The sequence below is a fragment of the Providencia rustigianii genome (assembly GCF_900637755.1).
Lineage (GTDB): Bacteria > Pseudomonadota > Gammaproteobacteria > Enterobacterales > Enterobacteriaceae > Providencia > Providencia rustigianii.
In genome coordinates this window covers 2,730,814-2,748,721 of record NZ_LR134396.1, presented here as the reverse complement: position 1 = coordinate 2,748,721, position 17,908 = coordinate 2,730,814, and the positions used below count along the sequence as shown (strand labels likewise).

General features: G+C 40.5%; 14 protein-coding genes. 7 read left to right on the top strand and 7 right to left on the bottom strand.

Annotated elements, in window-relative coordinates; genetic code table 11:
• Window positions 1-69: 69 nt before the first annotated feature.
• Complete coding sequence (locus EL244_RS12650) at window positions 70-309, top strand: helix-hairpin-helix domain-containing protein (RefSeq protein ID WP_126461311.1); 240 nt, start codon at window positions 70-72, stop codon at window positions 307-309.
• Window positions 310-316: 7 nt separating this feature from the next.
• On the opposite strand, the gene EL244_RS12645 is transcribed toward EL244_RS12650, so the two are convergent.
• The 7 genes from EL244_RS12645 to leuA all read right to left on the bottom strand — a co-directional run bounded on the left by EL244_RS12645 (window position 317) and on the right by leuA (window position 9,178).
• Window positions 317-1,054: a TerC family protein gene (locus EL244_RS12645; protein WP_006815027.1), complete on the bottom strand. Its 738-nt coding sequence runs from the start codon at window positions 1,052-1,054 to the stop codon at window positions 317-319.
• A 62-nt stretch (window positions 1,055-1,116) separates the two neighbouring features.
• Window positions 1,117-1,800 (bottom strand): DNA mismatch repair endonuclease MutH, encoded by a 684-nt coding sequence (gene mutH / locus EL244_RS12640; RefSeq protein ID WP_006815026.1) that lies wholly within the window; start codon window positions 1,798-1,800, stop codon window positions 1,117-1,119.
• A 565-nt stretch (window positions 1,801-2,365) separates the two neighbouring features.
• Window positions 2,366-4,042, bottom strand: a complete 1,677-nt coding sequence (sgrR, locus tag EL244_RS12635) for an HTH-type transcriptional regulator SgrR (protein WP_126461308.1) — start codon at window positions 4,040-4,042, stop codon at window positions 2,366-2,368.
• Between the two features lie 442 nt (window positions 4,043-4,484).
• A complete protein-coding gene (leuD, locus tag EL244_RS12630; RefSeq protein ID WP_154600530.1) occupies window positions 4,485-5,087 on the bottom strand; it encodes a 3-isopropylmalate dehydratase small subunit in 603 nt (200 codons plus the stop codon).
• A gap of 11 nt (window positions 5,088-5,098) precedes the next feature.
• Window positions 5,099-6,502, bottom strand: a complete 1,404-nt coding sequence (gene leuC, locus EL244_RS12625) for a 3-isopropylmalate dehydratase large subunit (RefSeq protein WP_112837224.1) — start codon at window positions 6,500-6,502, stop codon at window positions 5,099-5,101.
• Window position 6,503: 1 nt separating this feature from the next.
• A complete protein-coding gene (gene leuB / locus EL244_RS12620) occupies window positions 6,504-7,595 on the bottom strand; it encodes a 3-isopropylmalate dehydrogenase (protein WP_112837223.1) in 1,092 nt (363 codons plus the stop codon).
• A gap of 2 nt (window positions 7,596-7,597) precedes the next feature.
• Window positions 7,598-9,178, bottom strand: a complete 1,581-nt coding sequence (gene leuA, locus EL244_RS12615) for a 2-isopropylmalate synthase (protein ID WP_006815020.1) — start codon at window positions 9,176-9,178, stop codon at window positions 7,598-7,600.
• A 903-nt stretch (window positions 9,179-10,081) separates the two neighbouring features.
• Here leuA and leuO point away from each other — a divergent pair.
• From leuO to mraZ, 6 genes are all read left to right on the top strand, one after another.
• Complete coding sequence (gene leuO, locus EL244_RS12610; protein ID WP_115164593.1) at window positions 10,082-11,029, top strand: transcriptional regulator LeuO; 948 nt, start codon at window positions 10,082-10,084, stop codon at window positions 11,027-11,029.
• A 226-nt stretch (window positions 11,030-11,255) separates the two neighbouring features.
• Window positions 11,256-13,088 (top strand): AMP-dependent synthetase/ligase, encoded by a 1,833-nt coding sequence (locus EL244_RS12605; RefSeq protein ID WP_172597525.1) that lies wholly within the window; start codon window positions 11,256-11,258, stop codon window positions 13,086-13,088.
• A 320-nt stretch (window positions 13,089-13,408) separates the two neighbouring features.
• Window positions 13,409-15,136 carry an acetolactate synthase 3 large subunit gene (ilvI, locus tag EL244_RS12600; protein ID WP_126461302.1) on the top strand — a complete coding sequence of 576 codons (1,728 nt, stop codon included), beginning with the start codon at window positions 13,409-13,411 and terminating at the stop codon, window positions 15,134-15,136.
• Between the two features lie 2 nt (window positions 15,137-15,138).
• Window positions 15,139-15,630 carry an acetolactate synthase small subunit gene (gene ilvN, locus EL244_RS12595; protein ID WP_039855139.1) on the top strand — a complete coding sequence of 164 codons (492 nt, stop codon included), beginning with the start codon at window positions 15,139-15,141 and terminating at the stop codon, window positions 15,628-15,630.
• 84 nt (window positions 15,631-15,714) lie between these two features.
• Complete coding sequence (gene cra, locus EL244_RS12590; protein WP_039855137.1) at window positions 15,715-16,725, top strand: catabolite repressor/activator; 1,011 nt, start codon at window positions 15,715-15,717, stop codon at window positions 16,723-16,725.
• A 722-nt stretch (window positions 16,726-17,447) separates the two neighbouring features.
• Window positions 17,448-17,906, top strand: coding sequence for a division/cell wall cluster transcriptional repressor MraZ (gene mraZ, locus EL244_RS12585; protein ID WP_006815013.1), 459 nt, complete (start codon window positions 17,448-17,450; stop codon window positions 17,904-17,906).
• The last annotated feature ends 2 nt before the right edge of the window (window positions 17,907-17,908 follow it).

Sequence of the window (17,908 nt, the reverse complement as noted above, 5' to 3'; positions counted from 1 at the left end):
AATTAATAAATAGGTTAATTGCAAAATATACGCTCAATTACCGTGATTTTACAGACAAAAGGGAGTTACATGTCATTTTCCGAAGAAGAAAAACAGCTTTTATTGTCAGTTAAAGGTGTTGGACCGATGGTGATTAGTCGACTGGAACAAATGGGATTCTCATCTTTACAACAACTCAGTGATGCTTCTTATGAGGAAATATTGATTTCCGGAGCGGCATTAACAGGATCTAGTTGTTGGAAAAATAGCCCTCAAGCGAAAAAGGCAGTTGAAGGCGCGATTGCCGCAGCAAAAAGCGCCTTACTTTAGGATGACATTATTGCTGTTTCTGTTTTTGTTTCATTTTCCATTTTTTACTGCGCAGAATATTGAGCATCTGCACTGACATGGAGAAGAACATAGCAAAGTAGATATAACCTTTAGATACGTGAATTTGTACACTTTCGAGTATCAAGGTAAAGCCCACTAAAATGAGGAAAGACAGCGCAAGGATTTTTACCGATGGGTATCTATCTACAAATTCACCAATTGGTTTGGCTGCAAACATCATAATCAGTACCGCGATGATCACCGCTGCCATCATGATAACGAGGTGATCAGATAAGCCAACCGCAGTAATCACTGAGTCAAGGCTAAAGATAATATCAAGTATGGCAATTTGGACGATCGCGCCCCAAAATGAACTCACTTTTTTCTGTAGCAAGTTCTCATCATCTTCGCCTTCAATAGTATCAAAAATTTCCTGACTGGACTTCCAAATCAAGAAAAGTCCCCCAGCAAATAAAATTAAATCTCTAGCGGAGATAGCATGCTCTGCAAAGGTAAATAATGGTGTCGTTAAACGAGCTAACCACGCGATAGACGCTAATAGCGCTAAGCGCATTCCCATTGCGGCGATGAGCCCGATACGCCTTGCACTATTTTGCTGATGAGCTGGGAGTTTGCTGACCACGATACTTAAGAAAATAATATTATCGATCCCTAACACCACTTCCAAGATTGTTAAGGTTGCTAATGCCATCCAAGCATTGGGATCTAAAAACCACTCAAACATCTTTATGCCTTCAAAATTGAGTAAATAATCGTCTGCTACGATTCAGGCGATGCCTTGACGAATTAACCGAGATTAAAATGTCGCGCTAATAATGGACCTGTAAAATCTTTTTTTAAATAAAAACCTCTGGGTAACGTCATAATGGGTTGCCCAAATTCACCAACACCTTCAGTTAAGGCTCTATTATTCGCCGCTTTGGGTCTAATTTGTAATACCTGCCCATGGCGAGCGGTGATGGTTTCAACTTTACCGAGCACGATAAGATCCATCAATTCCTCCCAATCTTGGCGCAGTAATTGCTCTTCAAGGGGAGAAGGGCTCCAGATTAATGGATTAGCGACTCGCCGCTCGGCGAGAGGAATTTGACGCTCTCCTTCTATCGGAAACCACAATATTCGAGACAGTTTACGTCGCACATGGCTGTTTTCCCATGTAAGCCCACTATTTCCAGTTAATGGAGCGACGGAGACAAATGTGGTTTCTAGGGGATTACCATGACGGTCTATCGGAATCGTTTTCAGTTCAATTCCGATATCAGCAAAATCTTGTTCAGCCTTGCTTCCTGCGGTAGCACCTAAAAAGTACTCCAGCAGTGTGCCAACCCATCCTTTATCCCGTTTGAGGTTAGGAGGTATAGCAATGCCTGCGATATTCGCGAGTTCGCCGAGAGTGTATCCTGCTAGTGCTTGAGCCCTTTCTAGCAGAGCCGTTTCATTTTCAGGTGGCAAAGGTGGTGTAAAAGACATAGAAAGTTTAATTTTTGTTTAAAAAATAGACAATAAAATAACCGCTGAGTAAGTGAATTATAACACTGATTGTTAGACTTGTTTAACTAACTGATATACTTACCAATATTAACTAATCATGGTCTGGGGAATGAAATATTTTTAGGGTTATCCAAATTCATCCCAAGATAATCACAGGATCTTGCACTAGGTTATCCACAGGATTTCTGGATAACTGTGAAAAATTAGGATTACTGTGTGAATTTACAGCCTTGACTATCGTAATTTGTTGAACTTGATCACAGAAATAGACTAACTTAAGTACATTCCTTGTGGATAAATCAGACGTTGCTTGATCTTTGTTCAGTTAGACTCCTAAACAATAATAGGTCAAAAATCCACAGTGGATAATTGCCATTAAATCTTTTTAATCTAATGATTTTATTGTATTTATTAAATCCTTTCTTTTTTTATTAAAAAATAACATTTAGGATATGCCCTGATTACTATCTGGTTGTTAACATGGATATCCACAGAAAAAGTGAATAAAATTCATCTCACTCACTTTAGCTGTTTATAACTATCATCAATTCTGTGTATTATCTTCAGAAGGTTTAAACCAAGCGGACTTAAAGTCAAACCAACCAAACGTATTCATGCGTACACCTCGCATTGTTTTTTGACCTTGTAACTCCAACCAATGATGAAAAATAGGGTGGAAAACTTGTGAATCAATCAGGCTTTCACACCAAGACTCGACATCCAAGGCTTGCTGCCGCCATTGCTGCAATTCATTCTCTAAGTTTTGATTGAGACACTGGCGCAATAATGGCATTTCATACAGAGTGGCAAAAATAGAAAACTCTAGAGGCTTATAAAAATTGGCGGTGGATAACCAAATATCACTGTTCGCATTTCCATTAAACCAATCATCATAGTCCACAATATTGATTTTCAGTTCGACACCTTGGGTCTGTAGAACCCGTTTCATGATCTGGCTGATAGCAAAAAATTCATGGTGATGGCGGTAAAACGTGACGGTTAATTCGGTCAGATCTTTAGGTTTGGTGCGTTGAGATAACATTTTACTGTGGTGCCAATGGAGCAATAATCCATATGCGGGCGCCCAATGGCGTTGATAAAAAGATTCACAATGGGCGAGTAGATTAACGGGTGTTAAAAAGCTGCATAACCATTTACGTATATCTTCCCGCTGAGATAGTTCGGAACGCTGGTCGAACAAGAGAAAATAGCAACCTTCCTCCATTCTGCTCTCTAAGGAATCATTATGGCGTTTATCTCCATCCATTTTCAATGTAGTACAAACCATTTGCTCAGAAAGGTCTGGTACCACCCAAATAGTCACTTCATCCAGTAAGGCTCGATACCCAAAATAGCGGTCAAAGGCTTGGATTGTCAGCTTTTGCGAGGTATTAATTTCCACTTGATATGGACCGGTTCCAATAGGACATTGGCTGAAGTTATTCAATGTTTCCCATTCTTTAGGCAGGATTGCTGCATGAGGACTGCCTAATAACCAAGGAAACTGTTTATCGGGATGACTAAGTTTTATATCAATCACATAAGGTTGGGAGGATGTGACCGATTGGATATGAGAGAATAATGGCCAATGCTGTTTTAAACGCATTAATGAATGAATAATATCATCAACTTGCATCTCGCGACCATGATGAAAAAAGATGGCAGGGCGTAGGTAGAACCGCCAATGTTGATCACTCATCGCTTGCCAGTGATGGGCTATCCCATTTTCGACTTCCCCTTTTTCCTCATTTAGATGAGTTAGCCCATTAAATATTTGGCTCATGAGATGAATTTCTGAGCGGCGCATTGGGGTGCCGGGTAATAAATTTGGAAAATTGCGATAATAAATAATACGTAATAGGTTTTTACCCTGCCGATAGCTACGCTCTAGTTCGGAGAGCACCATTTGGCGAATAGTTTCTTTGTCCCCAACCAGTGCGACTAACTTATCAATACTTTCTTCTTTTAATAATTGTTCTGCTTGGGCCTGCTGTAGCTCTAACCCATTGATATGGAATATCAGATTGGAGCGTTTTCCTCGACCCGCTTCTGCTTGCCAACTGATCCAACCGTGGGACTGCATGTTATTCAGTAACGTGCGGACATGTCGGCGTGAGCAAAACAAAATATCAGAAAGGTGCTGCAAGGTGGTTTCACTGTTTTTTCCCTGAAAATGTTGCCATAGGCGGACAAATTGGGTTTGTAACCGAGAACTAGACATAAAAGAGGAACTCCGGCAAAAAATGCATCAATTTTAATATATTTCATTCCGTAGATAATAGAAGTCAGTAAGTAGCTCTATTGACCTGTTTATTGCAGGTTTACTCCCCCATTTATTGAGTAATGGTATTTTTACCAGCCAGCATTAGCTGGCTTTTTTTCTTCTTATTTCCCGCTGTGGCTGTGTTGGCTTCACTCGGTAAAGTATGCTCCCTGAGATATCCTCATTTTGCCGCCTTGCCACAACGTGAACTATTTTGAAAAATATACAGAGGCAATTAATTGAATAATTGCATATTAGGAATTAATGGGGAAGGATTTATTAAAGGTTGTTGTTTATAGGAATCGAGTTCTACTTTTATGACGATAAATGTGACGATAAATGTGACGATAAATGTGACGATAAATGGGCAAGAAAAAGCCCACCGAAGTGGGCTTGGGGATTAATTCATAAAGGCGGGGAGCTTTTGCTCGTATTCTTCTATTTGAGCGACGTTCTGTAATGTTAAGCCAATGCTGTCTAAACCATTCATCATGCAGTGTCGACGGAAACTATCAATCTCAAAAGAATAAGTCTTATCGCCAGCAGTGACGGTTTGAGCTTCTAAATCCACCGTAAATTGGCAGCCTTCGTGGCTATTCACATAATTGAACATCTCATCCACTTGCTGGTCGCTTAACTTAATCGGCAACAACTGGTTATTGAATGAGTTACCATAAAAAATATCCGCAAAGCTTGGTGCAATCACGACTTGAATACCGAAATCAGTTAAAGCCCATGGTGCATGCTCACGAGATGAGCCACAGCCAAAGTTTTCACGCGCTAACAAGATGCTGGCACCTTTAAAAACGGGTTTATTCAGAACAAAATCAGGGTTAGGCTGCTGACCTTGATCATCTAAAAAACGCCAATCATTGAATAAATGCTGACCAAAACCGGTACGAGTGACTTTCTGTAAAAATTGCTTTGGAATGATGGCATCCGTATCCACATTCGCTGCATCTAAAGGAGCCACAATTCCAACATGCTTAATAAACTTATCCATAATTATCTCCTTTAGATTTGAATATCGCGAACATCAGCGAAATGACCGTTGATTGCCGCAGCGGCAGCCATTGCTGGACTGACTAAGTGAGTACGACCCGCACGACCTTGGCGACCTTCAAAGTTACGGTTACTGGTGGAAGCGCAGCGCTCACCCGGATTTAAACGGTCATTATTCATTGCTAAACACATTGAACAACCCGGTAAACGCCACTCAAACCCCGCATCGATAAAGATTTTGTCTAAACCTTCTTGCTCAGCTTGGGCTTTAACCGGCCCCGATCCTGGAACTACAATGGCTTGGACGCCAGAGGCCACTTTTTTGCCTTTAGCAATTGCAGCTGCAGCACGTAAATCTTCAATACGTGAATTTGTACAGGAGCCAATAAACACTTTATCAATCGCCACTTCGGATAATTTAATACCTGATTTCAATCCCATATATGCTAATGCTTTTTCTGCAGAGGCGCGTTCGACAGGATCAGAAAACGATTCTGGGGCTGGGATAGGCTGGTTAATGGCGATCACCTGACCCGGATTAGTTCCCCAAGTAACTTGTGGAGCAATTGAGTTCGCTTGGATGGTAATCACTTTATCGAATTTCGCATCTGGATCTGTTTTCAATGTTTTCCAGTAAGCAACAGCGTCATCCCAATCTTGACCTTTAGGGGCAAATTGGCGACCTTTCATATAGTTAAACGTAGTTTCATCCGGTGCGATGATGCCAGCTTTAGCACCCAACTCGATAGCCATATTACAGACGGTCATTCGACCTTCCATACTTAACGCTTCGATAGCTTCGCCACAGAATTCAACAATATAGCCTGTACCACCAGCGCTACCTGTTGTGCCAATGATTGCCAATACGATATCTTTTGCTGTGATCCCTGCTGGCGTTTTACCCACGACTTCAATTTTCATGGTTTTAGCGCGGGCTTGTTTTAAGGTTTGTGTTGCCATTACATGTTCAACTTCGGAGGTTCCGATACCAAAGGCTAATGCGCCGAAGGCTCCGTGTGTCGCTGTATGAGAATCGCCACATACGATAGTTGTTCCCGGTAAAGTGATCCCTTGCTCTGGTCCCATAACATGCACAATACCTTGATACGGATGGTTTAAATCGTATAAGGTGACGCCAAACTCTTCACAGTTTTTGATTAACTCCTGCATTTGGATTCGAGCCATATCGCCACAAGCATTAATATCTTTAGTTTGCGTCGAAACGTTATGATCCATAGTTGCAAATGTTTTACTTGGTTGATGCAACGGACGATTTTTAGTTCTCAATCCATCAAAGGCTTGCGGTGAGGTCACTTCATGTACCAGATGTCGGTCGATATAAATCAACGGAATTTCATTCTCGACTTCACGGACAACGTGGGCGTCATATAATTTTTGATATAAAGTTTTCGACATGTTAGACCCCTTCTGCAATATAACGGGCAATAATGTCACCCATTTCACTGGTGCTGATTGATGGACCATTACCGGCTAAATCTGCGGTACGATAGCCACTTTCTAATGCTTTATTGACGGCTCTTTCGATTGCATCTGCGGCATCAGCTTGGTTTAAGCTAAATCTAAATAACATGGACGCCGATAAAATTTGCGCAATTGGGTTAGCGATATTTTTACCAGCAATATCAGGTGCAGAACCGCCAGCGGGTTCATATAAGCCAAAACCCTCAGCATTCAAGCTAGCGGATGGCAACATACCCATTGAGCCAGTGATCATCGCGCACTCATCAGAGATAATGTCACCAAATAAATTTGAGCACAGAACGACATCAAATTGAGATGGTGCTTTAATCATCTGCATTGCCGCATTATCGATGTACATATGAGTAACGTCGACATCCGGATATTCTTTGGCAATTTGATTCACAACTTCACGCCATAAAACGGAGCTTTGTAATACGTTAGCTTTATCAATCGAGGTGACTTTGTGGCTACGTTTACGTGCAGATTCAAACGCGATGCGAGCAATGCGTTCGATTTCATAGCGATGATAAACCTCAGTATCAAATGCATATTCATCTGCGCCTTCACCTTTGCGTCCTTTCGGTTGACCGAAATAGATCCCGCCAGTTAATTCTCGAACACATAAAATATCGAAGCCTTGAGCAGCAATGTCGGCACGTAATGGGCAAAAAGCTTCTAAGGCTTGATATAAACGAGCAGGGCGTAAGTTGCTGAATAATTTAAAGTGCTTACGTAATGGTAATAATGCTCCACGCTCTGGCTGGTTATCTGGTGGTAAGTGCTCCCATTTAGGACCACCCACTGAGCCAAATAAGACGGCATCGGCATTTTCACAACCTTCTACCGTTGCTTTAGGTAATGGCTCACCATGACGGTCGATGGCTGCGCCACCAACATCATATTCTTGCGTTGAAATATTAATGTTAAAACGTTTGCTCACGGCATCTAACACTTTATGGGCTTGAGCCATAACTTCCGGACCAATGCCATCACCCGCTAATACTGCAATATTAAAATTCGTAGACATTTTTACACCGCTTCCTTTGTGTTTAATTGTGATTCTTGGTGAGTGATTTTTTGTTTTTCTTTTTCTACTTGCTCTGCTCGCCAGATGCTATTCAATACATGCACCATCGCTTTAGCTGATGATTCAACGATATCTGTTGCTAACCCCATACCATGAAAACGACGACTAAAACATTCGACGACAATATCTACTTGGCCTAAGGCATTTTCACCTTGTCCTTTTGCAGACAATTGGTATGAAACTAATTTCATTGGATAATTGGTGATTTTACTAATAGCCTGATAAATAGCATCGACGGGACCATTTCCTGTTGCAGCTTCGGATTTTTCTTTATCGCCACACTGCATTTTGACGGTAGCCGTTGCCACAATACTGGAGCCAGATTGAGTGCTAAAATAATCCATCACAAAATGGTCGGTTTCATCTTGTTGTTTGGCAAAAAACGCCAATGCTTCTAAGTCATAGTCAAATACTTGACCTTTTTTATCTGCCAAATTCAAGAATGCGGTATACAACTCATCCAAATTAAAATCTTTACCTTCTTGATAGCCCATTTCTTCCATGCGATGTTTGACTGCTGCACGACCGGAGCGAGAGGTTAAATTCAATTGCTGGCCTTTCAATCCGATGGACTCTGGGGTCATGATTTCGTAAGTTTCACGGTTCTTTAATACACCATCTTGGTGGATCCCTGAAGAGTGAGCGAATGCATTACTACCCACCACAGCTTTATTGGCTGGAATTGGGGTATTACATAATTGGCTGACCAATTGGCTCGTACGATAAATTTCTTTGTGATTAATATTGGTATGAACGCCCAACATCTGTTCACGTAATTTAATCGCCATAATCACTTCTTCTAATGCGGTATTCCCTGCGCGTTCACCCAATCCATTCATTGTGCCTTCTACTTGGCGGGCACCGGCTTGAACTGCACTGATCGAGTTTGCGACAGACATACCTAAATCGTCGTGGCAGTGTACGGAAATAATTGCTTTATCAATGTTGGGGACGCGTTCATATAAAGAAGTAATGATTCCGCCAAATTGGTATGGCGTGGTGTAGCCGACGGTATCAGGAATATTGATGGTTGTCGCGCCAGCACCGATAGCGGCTTCGACAATGCGGCATAAGTTATCGATATCAGTACGACCCGCATCTTCACAGGAGAATTCCACATCGTCAGTATAACGGCGGGCGCGTTTAATTGAATTAATCGCCATATCCATTACACCATCAAACGTTTTATTTAATTTTTTCTGCATATGCAGATTAGACGTCGCTAAGAAAATATGGATACGAAATGCTTCCGCAACTTTTAACGACTCAGCGGCTACATCAATGTCATTTTCGACACAACGGGCTAATGCACAAATGCGGCTATTTTTAATTTCTCGAGCGATGGTTTGTACGGATTCGAAATCGCCTGGAGAGGAGACAGGAAAGCCAGCTTCAATAATATCAACGCCTAAACGTTCTAAAGCAAATGCGATTTGTAATTTTTCTTTTACGGACAAGCTCGCCTGCAAAGCTTGTTCACCGTCACGTAAGGTTGTATCGAAGATGATAACTTGGTTGCTCATAATGCGTTCCTCATAGACTAAATTTTGTTGTTATTGATTCTGTTTATTTAATTCCCATCTAGCCGCAGGCATAAAAAAACCCGCTGGTTGCGCGGGTTTTTAATGTTTGTGGACAGTGTTTGTTAGTTTCTATCCATAAGCATACCGCGCAAGTGGGTTGCGAGTAGTAGTAGGCTTAGGAGGCGGATAGAAAATGTCATCGTTAACTGTCTCTCAAAAAATTTCAAATAATCTGTATTTATTGATACGTGATTTCAATAATGAAGTCAAATTTAATTTTAAATTATCAATACTACGATAACAGGTAGCAGTATTACTTTAGTTGTTATAGCTAAAATTGGTCTATTTCATGATGTTTTTACCTGATGAAAAGGGTAAAAATCAGCCTAAAATTCTAATAATAAACAAAAACTAGATTAAGTTACATTTAACTGATTGATATTTATTTGTTTTTTGTTTTATAGCTATGCTGGGGCTAGATAATACTCGTTATATGCATTGACTATATCAATGGTTAAAAAATGGTTAGTTATATAATAAATGAATAATAAAAAAATTAATCTGATAATGGGACGCTTTAGTGTCTATAGAAGATATTTATTATGATTTATTCCTGAATTTGTTTTATTATTTTTAGCGGAGTTGCTGTGATTATAATAAGTTACACGCACTCATTACACTGATGAATATTTGCATTTTATGATGATATCTATAACTAGATTCTTATTAATGGATGAAAATAATAGAAACGTCGTTTTAATAAATGCAGGGAAAGCGAAATAGCTTATGATTGATAAGTTGTTTTAAGAATAATATTTAATGATTTTATATTTTTCGTCAATATCGCTTTGATGGATCATTTTCATTAATTAAAAATGATAAATATATTTAGTGGAGTTAAAAATGACTGATTTTGATACGATCTCAACAGTAAAAAAAGAAAATAGCGATATTCATCTACGTAATGTTGATTTGAACTTATTGACGGTTTTTGATGTTGTAATGCAAATGCAGAATGTCACGCGCGCTGCACAAGTACTGGGTATGTCGCAGCCCGCAGTAAGTAATGCTGTATCTCGCCTAAAATCTATGTTCAACGATGAGTTGTTTGTGCGTTATGGTCGTGGTATTCAGCCGACCTCACGTGCTAAACAATTATTTGGCCCGGTTAGGCAAGCTTTACAATTAGTCCATAATGAATTACCGGGGGCTGGGTTTGAGCCTAAGCAAAGTGAACGTTCATTTAATCTCTCCATTTGCTCACCACTTGATATTCGCTTAGCAGCAATTATTGTGGATAAATTCAAAGTCGTATCACCTAATATTAATGTTTTTATTCATTCTTTTTTAGATAACAACATTGCTCACCAATTAAAGTATCAAGAGATAGACTTTTTCTTGGGTTATAATCAATTCGAAAAACCCGAATATCAACATCAGGTTTTATTTAATGATGAATTAGTCTTAGTTGTGGCGAATAACCATCCGAGAATTGAAAATACGATTGATCAAGCAATGCTAAATAATGAAAGACACGCCATTATGGCGATGGATAATATTGGTTCATTTAGTAAGCCATATTATCATAATACCGAATTGTCTCACACGATTAGCTATCAAGGAACTGACCTTAATAGTGTATTAACGATTGTTGCCCAAACAGATTTAGTGGCAATTGCACCGAAATGGCTGGTCGACCGTCACGGGAGTCAACTGCAATTACGGACATTATCGTTACCTTGGGGAGATAGCACGCGCCCATGTTATTTAACTTGGCATGAATCTACGGCTAGAGATAAAGGCCATCAGTGGATGAAAGCGCAATTCTGTCAATTGGTCGAACAACTGTAAGCTCAATTTACGTATTGAAAATGTGAATATAACTAACTCATCATAGTGATAACTATGGTGAGTTTTGTTGCGGCTATAACATTTGCATAAAATTTACATTTAATTCCTTTCCTCCCTTCTGTTTAGACTATACACTCATTTTATTCAGCTAACAGTTGTAAGCTGAAAATAATAAAAAGTAACAGGTTAAGTTATTTGTGTATAAACCGAGTGACTTAAATTTATCATGACCTATAGGGATTACATCTTGATTACTGAGAATCTATATCCATATCATATAGTTAATCGCATCCGCACGATGGTTGATGCGAGCGAGTCAGCGAATCGGATAGCTTTCAGTCAATGGGACAACGGACATCAAAGTGAGTTGACGTGGGCGGAAGTAGGGGAACGTACTACTGCAATCTCCCGTCAATTACTGGCGATGAATATTGCTCCACAGGAAAATGTCGGGCTTTTTGCACAAAATTGCATGAACTGGTCTTTAGTGGATATTGCGGTATTACAGATCAAAGCTGTGACGGTTCCTTTATATGCAACTAGCAGTGTCGAGCAAGCCGCCTACATCATCAATGATGCCAACATTAAAATTCTATTTGTTGGTGATGAAGAACAATACCAAGTTGCATGCCAGCTATTATCTCGTTGCCCTCAGTTAGAGCAAATTATTGTATTAAATGATAATGTTGAGTTAAATAGCCAAGTGTCGGGCTGTATGCATCTTTCTACTTTTATGTCACAAGCTCAGCCGCAATATCAATCAGAGCTAGATTCACGAATTGCCGCACAGAATCTCAGTGATTTATTTACAATTATTTATACCTCGGGTACGACGGGAGAACCAAAAGGTGTGATGTTGGATTACTACAACATGGCATCTCAGCTATATCTCCACGATAACCGTTTAGAACTCTCTTCCGATGATATTTCATTATGTTTTCTGCCGTTATCCCATGTGTTTGAACGTGCATGGAGCTTCTATGTGATGCATAGCGGGGCGCGTAATGTTTATTTAACCAATACCAATCTTGTTAAAGAAGCATTGGCTGAGGTGAAGCCAACGGTGATGTGCGCAGTGCCGCGTTTCTATGAGAAGGTTTATAGCGCAGTGCAGGGTAAAGTATCTCAAGCCCCATTTATGCGCCGAGCAATCTTTAAATGGGCAATTGCGTTAGGTAAGCAGAAAGTCAAAGCGCAATCGAAAGGTAAATCACTGTCATTAGTGAATCGAAAATTATATTCACTGGCAGATAAATTAGTATTAAGCAAAATACGTCAAGGCTTAGGTGGGCGAATTCGTTTCATGCCAGCGGCAGGAGCACGTTTAGATGATGATGTTATTGCTTTCTTCTTAGCGGCAGGAGTCAATATCAAATATGGCTACGGGATGAGTGAAACCTGCGCAACCGTTTCTTGTTGGGAATCCAACAAATACCCATTAGGTTCGATTGGTACGCCTTTACCCGCTATTTCTGTGCGTATTGGTGAGAATGATGAAATACAAGTAAAAGGTCCTGTGGTGATGAAAGGTTACTATAATCGCCCACAAGAAACGGTGGATACTTTTACGGCAGATGGCTGGCTACGTACAGGGGATGCAGGGAACATAGATGCTGACGGTAATCTCTATATTACTGACAGACTCAAAGATCTGATGAAAACCTCGAACGGGAAATATATTGCGCCTCAAGTGATTGAAGGGGTATTGGGACAAGATCGATTTATTGAGCATATTGCGGTGATTGCCGATGCGCGTAAATTTGTTTCAGCGCTTATTGTTCCTTGCTATGACAGTCTTGAAGAATATGCCAATTCTATCAACTTAAAATATCGAGATCGCCTCGAACTGCTAAAAGATTCTAAAATTGTAGCGTTATTTGAAAGCCGCTTAAAAGAGCTACAAAAAAACCTTGAACATTTTCACCAAGTTAAGCGTTTTACTTTGTTACCAACTAACTTTTCAATGGAAAAAGGCGAATTAACCCCAACGCTTAAGCTACGTCGTAAGATTATATCTGAGCGTTACCAGCTAGAAATTGAATCGATGTATAAAGAGTAGCTTTCTCTCTCTCAATCTCTGTTAGCCCTTCAGTAAATATAACTGCGGGGCTTTATTTTTATTTGTCCCTCAGTTGTTGCTATTTTTTACTTATCCAATGGTTACTTTTGCTTCTTTTTGGTTGAAATACAGTCAATGCCTCTGGCGATATTTGAAGTTCAAGACAAAACGAAATTCTGATTTATTTTCATGCAAAATGAGATTTGCGTCGTTAGGGGCTGAGGGATATGTTAATAGCTGAATTTATGACTAACTTAATAAAAATTAAAGAGGGTCACATGGCTCTCTATTAACTTGCAAATAGTCTGAGGGACAAACTCATGGAGATGTTGTCAGGAGCGGAAATGGTCGTCAAGTCATTGATTGACCAAGGCGTAAAACACGTTTTTGGCTACCCAGGTGGCGCGGTTTTAGATATTTATGATGCACTGCATACCGTTGGCGGGGTAGAGCACATATTAGTACGTCATGAGCAGGCAGCAGTACATATGGCTGATGGTTATGCACGTTCTACCGGTGATGTTGGTGTTGTCCTTGTGACTTCAGGACCAGGGGCAACCAACGCGATTACAGGAATAGCCACCGCGTATATGGATTCAGTGCCAATGGTGGTGCTATCGGGTCAAGTTGCTAGCTCGTTAATTGGCAATGATGCTTTCCAAGAATGTGACATGGTGGGAATTTCTCGACCTATCGTCAAACACAGTTTTTTGATTAAGCATGCAAAAGAGATCCCTGAAACGATCAAAAAAGCATTTTATATTGCATCAACTGGGCGCCCTGGTCCTGTCGTTATTGATTTTCCCAAAGACACAGTTAACCCTGCGCTAAAATTCCCATATCGTTACCCCGATACTGTTACGTTACGCTCATATAATCCGACATTACAAGGACATAAAGGGCAGATAAAAAAAGCATTATCGAAACTAATTTCTGCTAAAAAACCGGTTCTTTATGTGGGAGGTGGGGCAATCAATGCAGATTGTTCTGCGCAATTAATTACGCTGGCAGAAAAACTCCAGTTACCTGTCGTTTCAACGCTGATGGGGCTAGGCGCATTTCCTGAAACGCATTCGCAATCTGTTGGCATGCTTGGCATGCACGGAACGTATGAAGCCAATAAGGTGATGCATAACTCTGATGTGATTTTTGCGGTGGGTGTTCGCTTTGATGACCGCACTACCAATAATTTAGAAAAATATTGCCCTAATGCGACGGTTATACAAATTGATGTGGATCCAACCTCAATTTCAAAAACGGTAAAAGCGGATATTCCTATTGTTGGTGATGCCAAACTAACTTTGGATCAAATGATTGCGCAGCTAGACCACGCGTCGCTGGATCAAAATCTTGCGGCATTGAAAGAGTGGTGGAAAGAGATTGAAAGCTGGCGCACAAAGCAATGCCTAAAATATGCCTTAAGCCCAAACAAAGTGAAGCCTCAACAAGCGATTGAAATGATTTATCGTTTAACCAACGGTGAGGCGTATGTCACTTCTGATGTAGGGCAGCATCAAATGTTTGCTGCACTTTATTATCCATTTGATAAACCTCGACATTGGATTAATTCAGGAGGGCTCGGGACAATGGGATTTGGTTTACCTGCTGCATTAGGGGTCAAACTGGCCCATCCAAAAGCAACAGTTGTTTGTGTGACTGGTGATGGCAGCATCCAAATGAACATTCAGGAGCTATCTACTGCATTACAATACGCTTTGCCTGTCTTAGTCCTAAACCTGAATAATGGTTTCTTAGGGATGGTAAAACAGTGGCAAGATATGATTTATCAAGGTCGCCACTCTCAATCATATATGCAATCACTCCCAAATTTTACCAAGTTGGCTGAGGCTTATGGGCACGTAGGGATATCTATCGCTTCTCCTGATGAGCTAGAAGAAAAGCTCAAACAAGCATTGGTTGAAGTCAATGAAAACCAAAGGCTGGTATTTGTTGATATCAATATTGATGAAACTGAACATGTTTACCCAATGCAGATCCGTGGCGGAGCAATGGATGAAATGTGGTTAAGCAAAACGGAGAGGACCTGATTATGCGTCGTATTTTATCAGTATTATTAGAAAACGAATCAGGGGCACTTTCTCGGGTGATTGGGCTGTTTTCACAGCGAGGCTACAATATTGAAAGCTTGACCGTAGCCCCAACGGATGACCCTACATTGTCGCGCATGACCATCCAGACTAAAGGTGATGCCAAAGTTCTGGAGCAGATTGAAAAGCAGCTTCACAAGCTGGTGGATGTCTTACGAGTAAACGAATTGACTGCATCTGCACATATCGAACGTGAAATCATGTTAGTGAAGCTACAGGCCTCAGGCTATGGGCGTGATGAAATCAAACGAAGTGCGGATATTTTTCGTGGACAAATTGTCGATGTTACACCAACGCTGTATACCGTTCAGCTAGCGGGAACAAGCGATAAACTGGACGCTTTCATTGAAGCTGTACGTGGTGTTGCTGAAATTGTTGAAGTTGCACGCTCAGGGATCGTCGGTGTTTCCCGTGGTGATAAAATTATGCGATGAAAAATTTATCATCCAAAGGTAGAATAGGGTGATATAAGGCCTCGAATGATTCGGGGCTATCCCCATTATTGTAAAGAGGTTAACGTGAAACTGGATGAGATAGCCCGTTTAGCGGGTGTTTCCCGCACAACGGCTAGTTATGTGATCAACGGCAAAGCCAAGCAGTATCGAGTCAGCGATAAAACTGTAGAAAAAGTGATGGCAGTCGTCAGAGAACACAATTACCATCCAAATGCAGTAGCTGCGGGGTTACGTGCTGGCCGAACTCGTTCCATTGGTTTGGTGATCCCTGATCTTGAAAATACCAGCTATACACGCATAGCAAATTATCTTGAGAGGCAGGCTCGTCAGCGCGGTTACCAGCTTTTAATCGCCTGTTCAGAAGACCAACCTGACAATGAAATTCGTTGCGTGGAGCATCTGCTTCAGCGTCAAGTGGATGCTATTATTGTTTCTACTGCACTACCTCCTGAACACCCATTTTATCAGCGTTGGGCGAACCGCTCGCTTCCGATAATTGCTTTAGATAGGGCGCTAGAAAAAGAGCATTTTATTAGCGTGGTAGGGGATGACCAAGAAGATGCACAGATGATTTCCTCGGAATTACGTAAATTCCCTGCTGAATCGGTATTGTATCTTGGTGCATTACCAGAATTATCCGTGAGTTATCTACGTGAGCAAGGCTTTCGTAAAGCATGGGAGGGTGATCAACGTCAAGTGAACTACCTTTATGCTAATAGCTATGAGCGTGACGCTGCTGCTGAAGTCTTTTCTCAGTGGCTTGACAGTGGGAATGCAATGCCTGATGCATTATTCACAACATCATTTTCTCTATTACAAGGGGTTTTGGATGTTGCATTAAAACGCGACGGTCGCTTACCTGAGGATATGGTCATCAGCACATTCGGGGATAATGAATTACTCGATTTCCTCGGTTGTCCTGTGTTATCACTTGCTCAACGCCATCGTGATATTGCGGAACGAATTTTAGAACTGGTATTAGCTAGTCTTGACGAAAAACAGAAACCAGAAACAGGGATTCGTCGTATTCGCAGAGATTTATGTCGCCGAGGAAGCCTTGGTCGTAAGCAATAGTGGATAAACCTTGTCCAATAATGAAAAAACCAATTGAATAGTTAGTGATGTTAATCACGATTATGAGTAAAATACTCGCCCCTACATGTTAGGGGCTTTTTTTTGCTTCATGAAATTAGACTGGAAATTGTTAATTGAAGCAAACTTACGTAAATATTTAACTTTAGGAATTATCCTAATACCTTTTTTGATGATTTTCTATCCAGCTTATATTTTCCGAAATGATTAATTTTAATTTTCAAAATTATAGGTGGAAATTTTGTATGAATAATCATCAAATGAAAAGCACTGTGAATTATAACAGTTATTTAATTGTTTGATATTTATGTATTTTATAATTAAATACATATTTTAAAGTAGTTCGGTATAAATAATCATCGTTTATTGATGATTAGTGGGTGAAAAATAAACACGAAATAAACTGATTAAAAATGAGACGTATATATCATTTATACAAATTTGTATGATTTTGCAGCAATGAAATAGATCTAAACCTCTTTTATCTGCACTTTATAAAATAAGTGAATTATATCAACTCGTTATTTCTCTTTTTCTTTCTAAGTATGATTTTTTCCGACTTTTTCTTTTCTAAATCGCTCTGTAAATATAGCTAAAGCAACGTGCAGCTGGCTTGACAACGTTTTCATACCATTCGTAAACTTTATAAGTGGAGAATTGTGGGGTAAAGTGGGTGAGTAGGAAATAAAGGGGAATAATCAAGTATGTTTCGTGGGGCAACACTGGTTAATCTCGACAGCAAAGGGCGACTAACCGTGCCTACTCGTTATCGAGGAATGCTGAGCGAGGAATCGAAAGGGCAAATGGTCTGTACCATTGACCTTCACCAGCCATGTCTGTTGCTTTATACCTTACCCGAATGGGAAATCATTGAGGAAAAACTGTCTAAGTTATCCACGATGAATCCGGCAGAACGTCGAGTACAACGTCTTTTACTTGGTTATGCCAGTGAATGTCAGATAGACAATGCAGGACGTCTTTTGCTAGCTAGCACGCTGCGTCAACACGCAGGGCTAACAAAAGAGGTCATGTTGGTAGGCCAAATAAATAAATTTGAAATTTGGGATGAACAGATGTGGTATCAGCAGGTGGAAAATGACATTGCTGCTGAACGCCTTGCTGAGGAACCTCTTTCCGCCCGTTTACAGGATTTGTCACTATAACA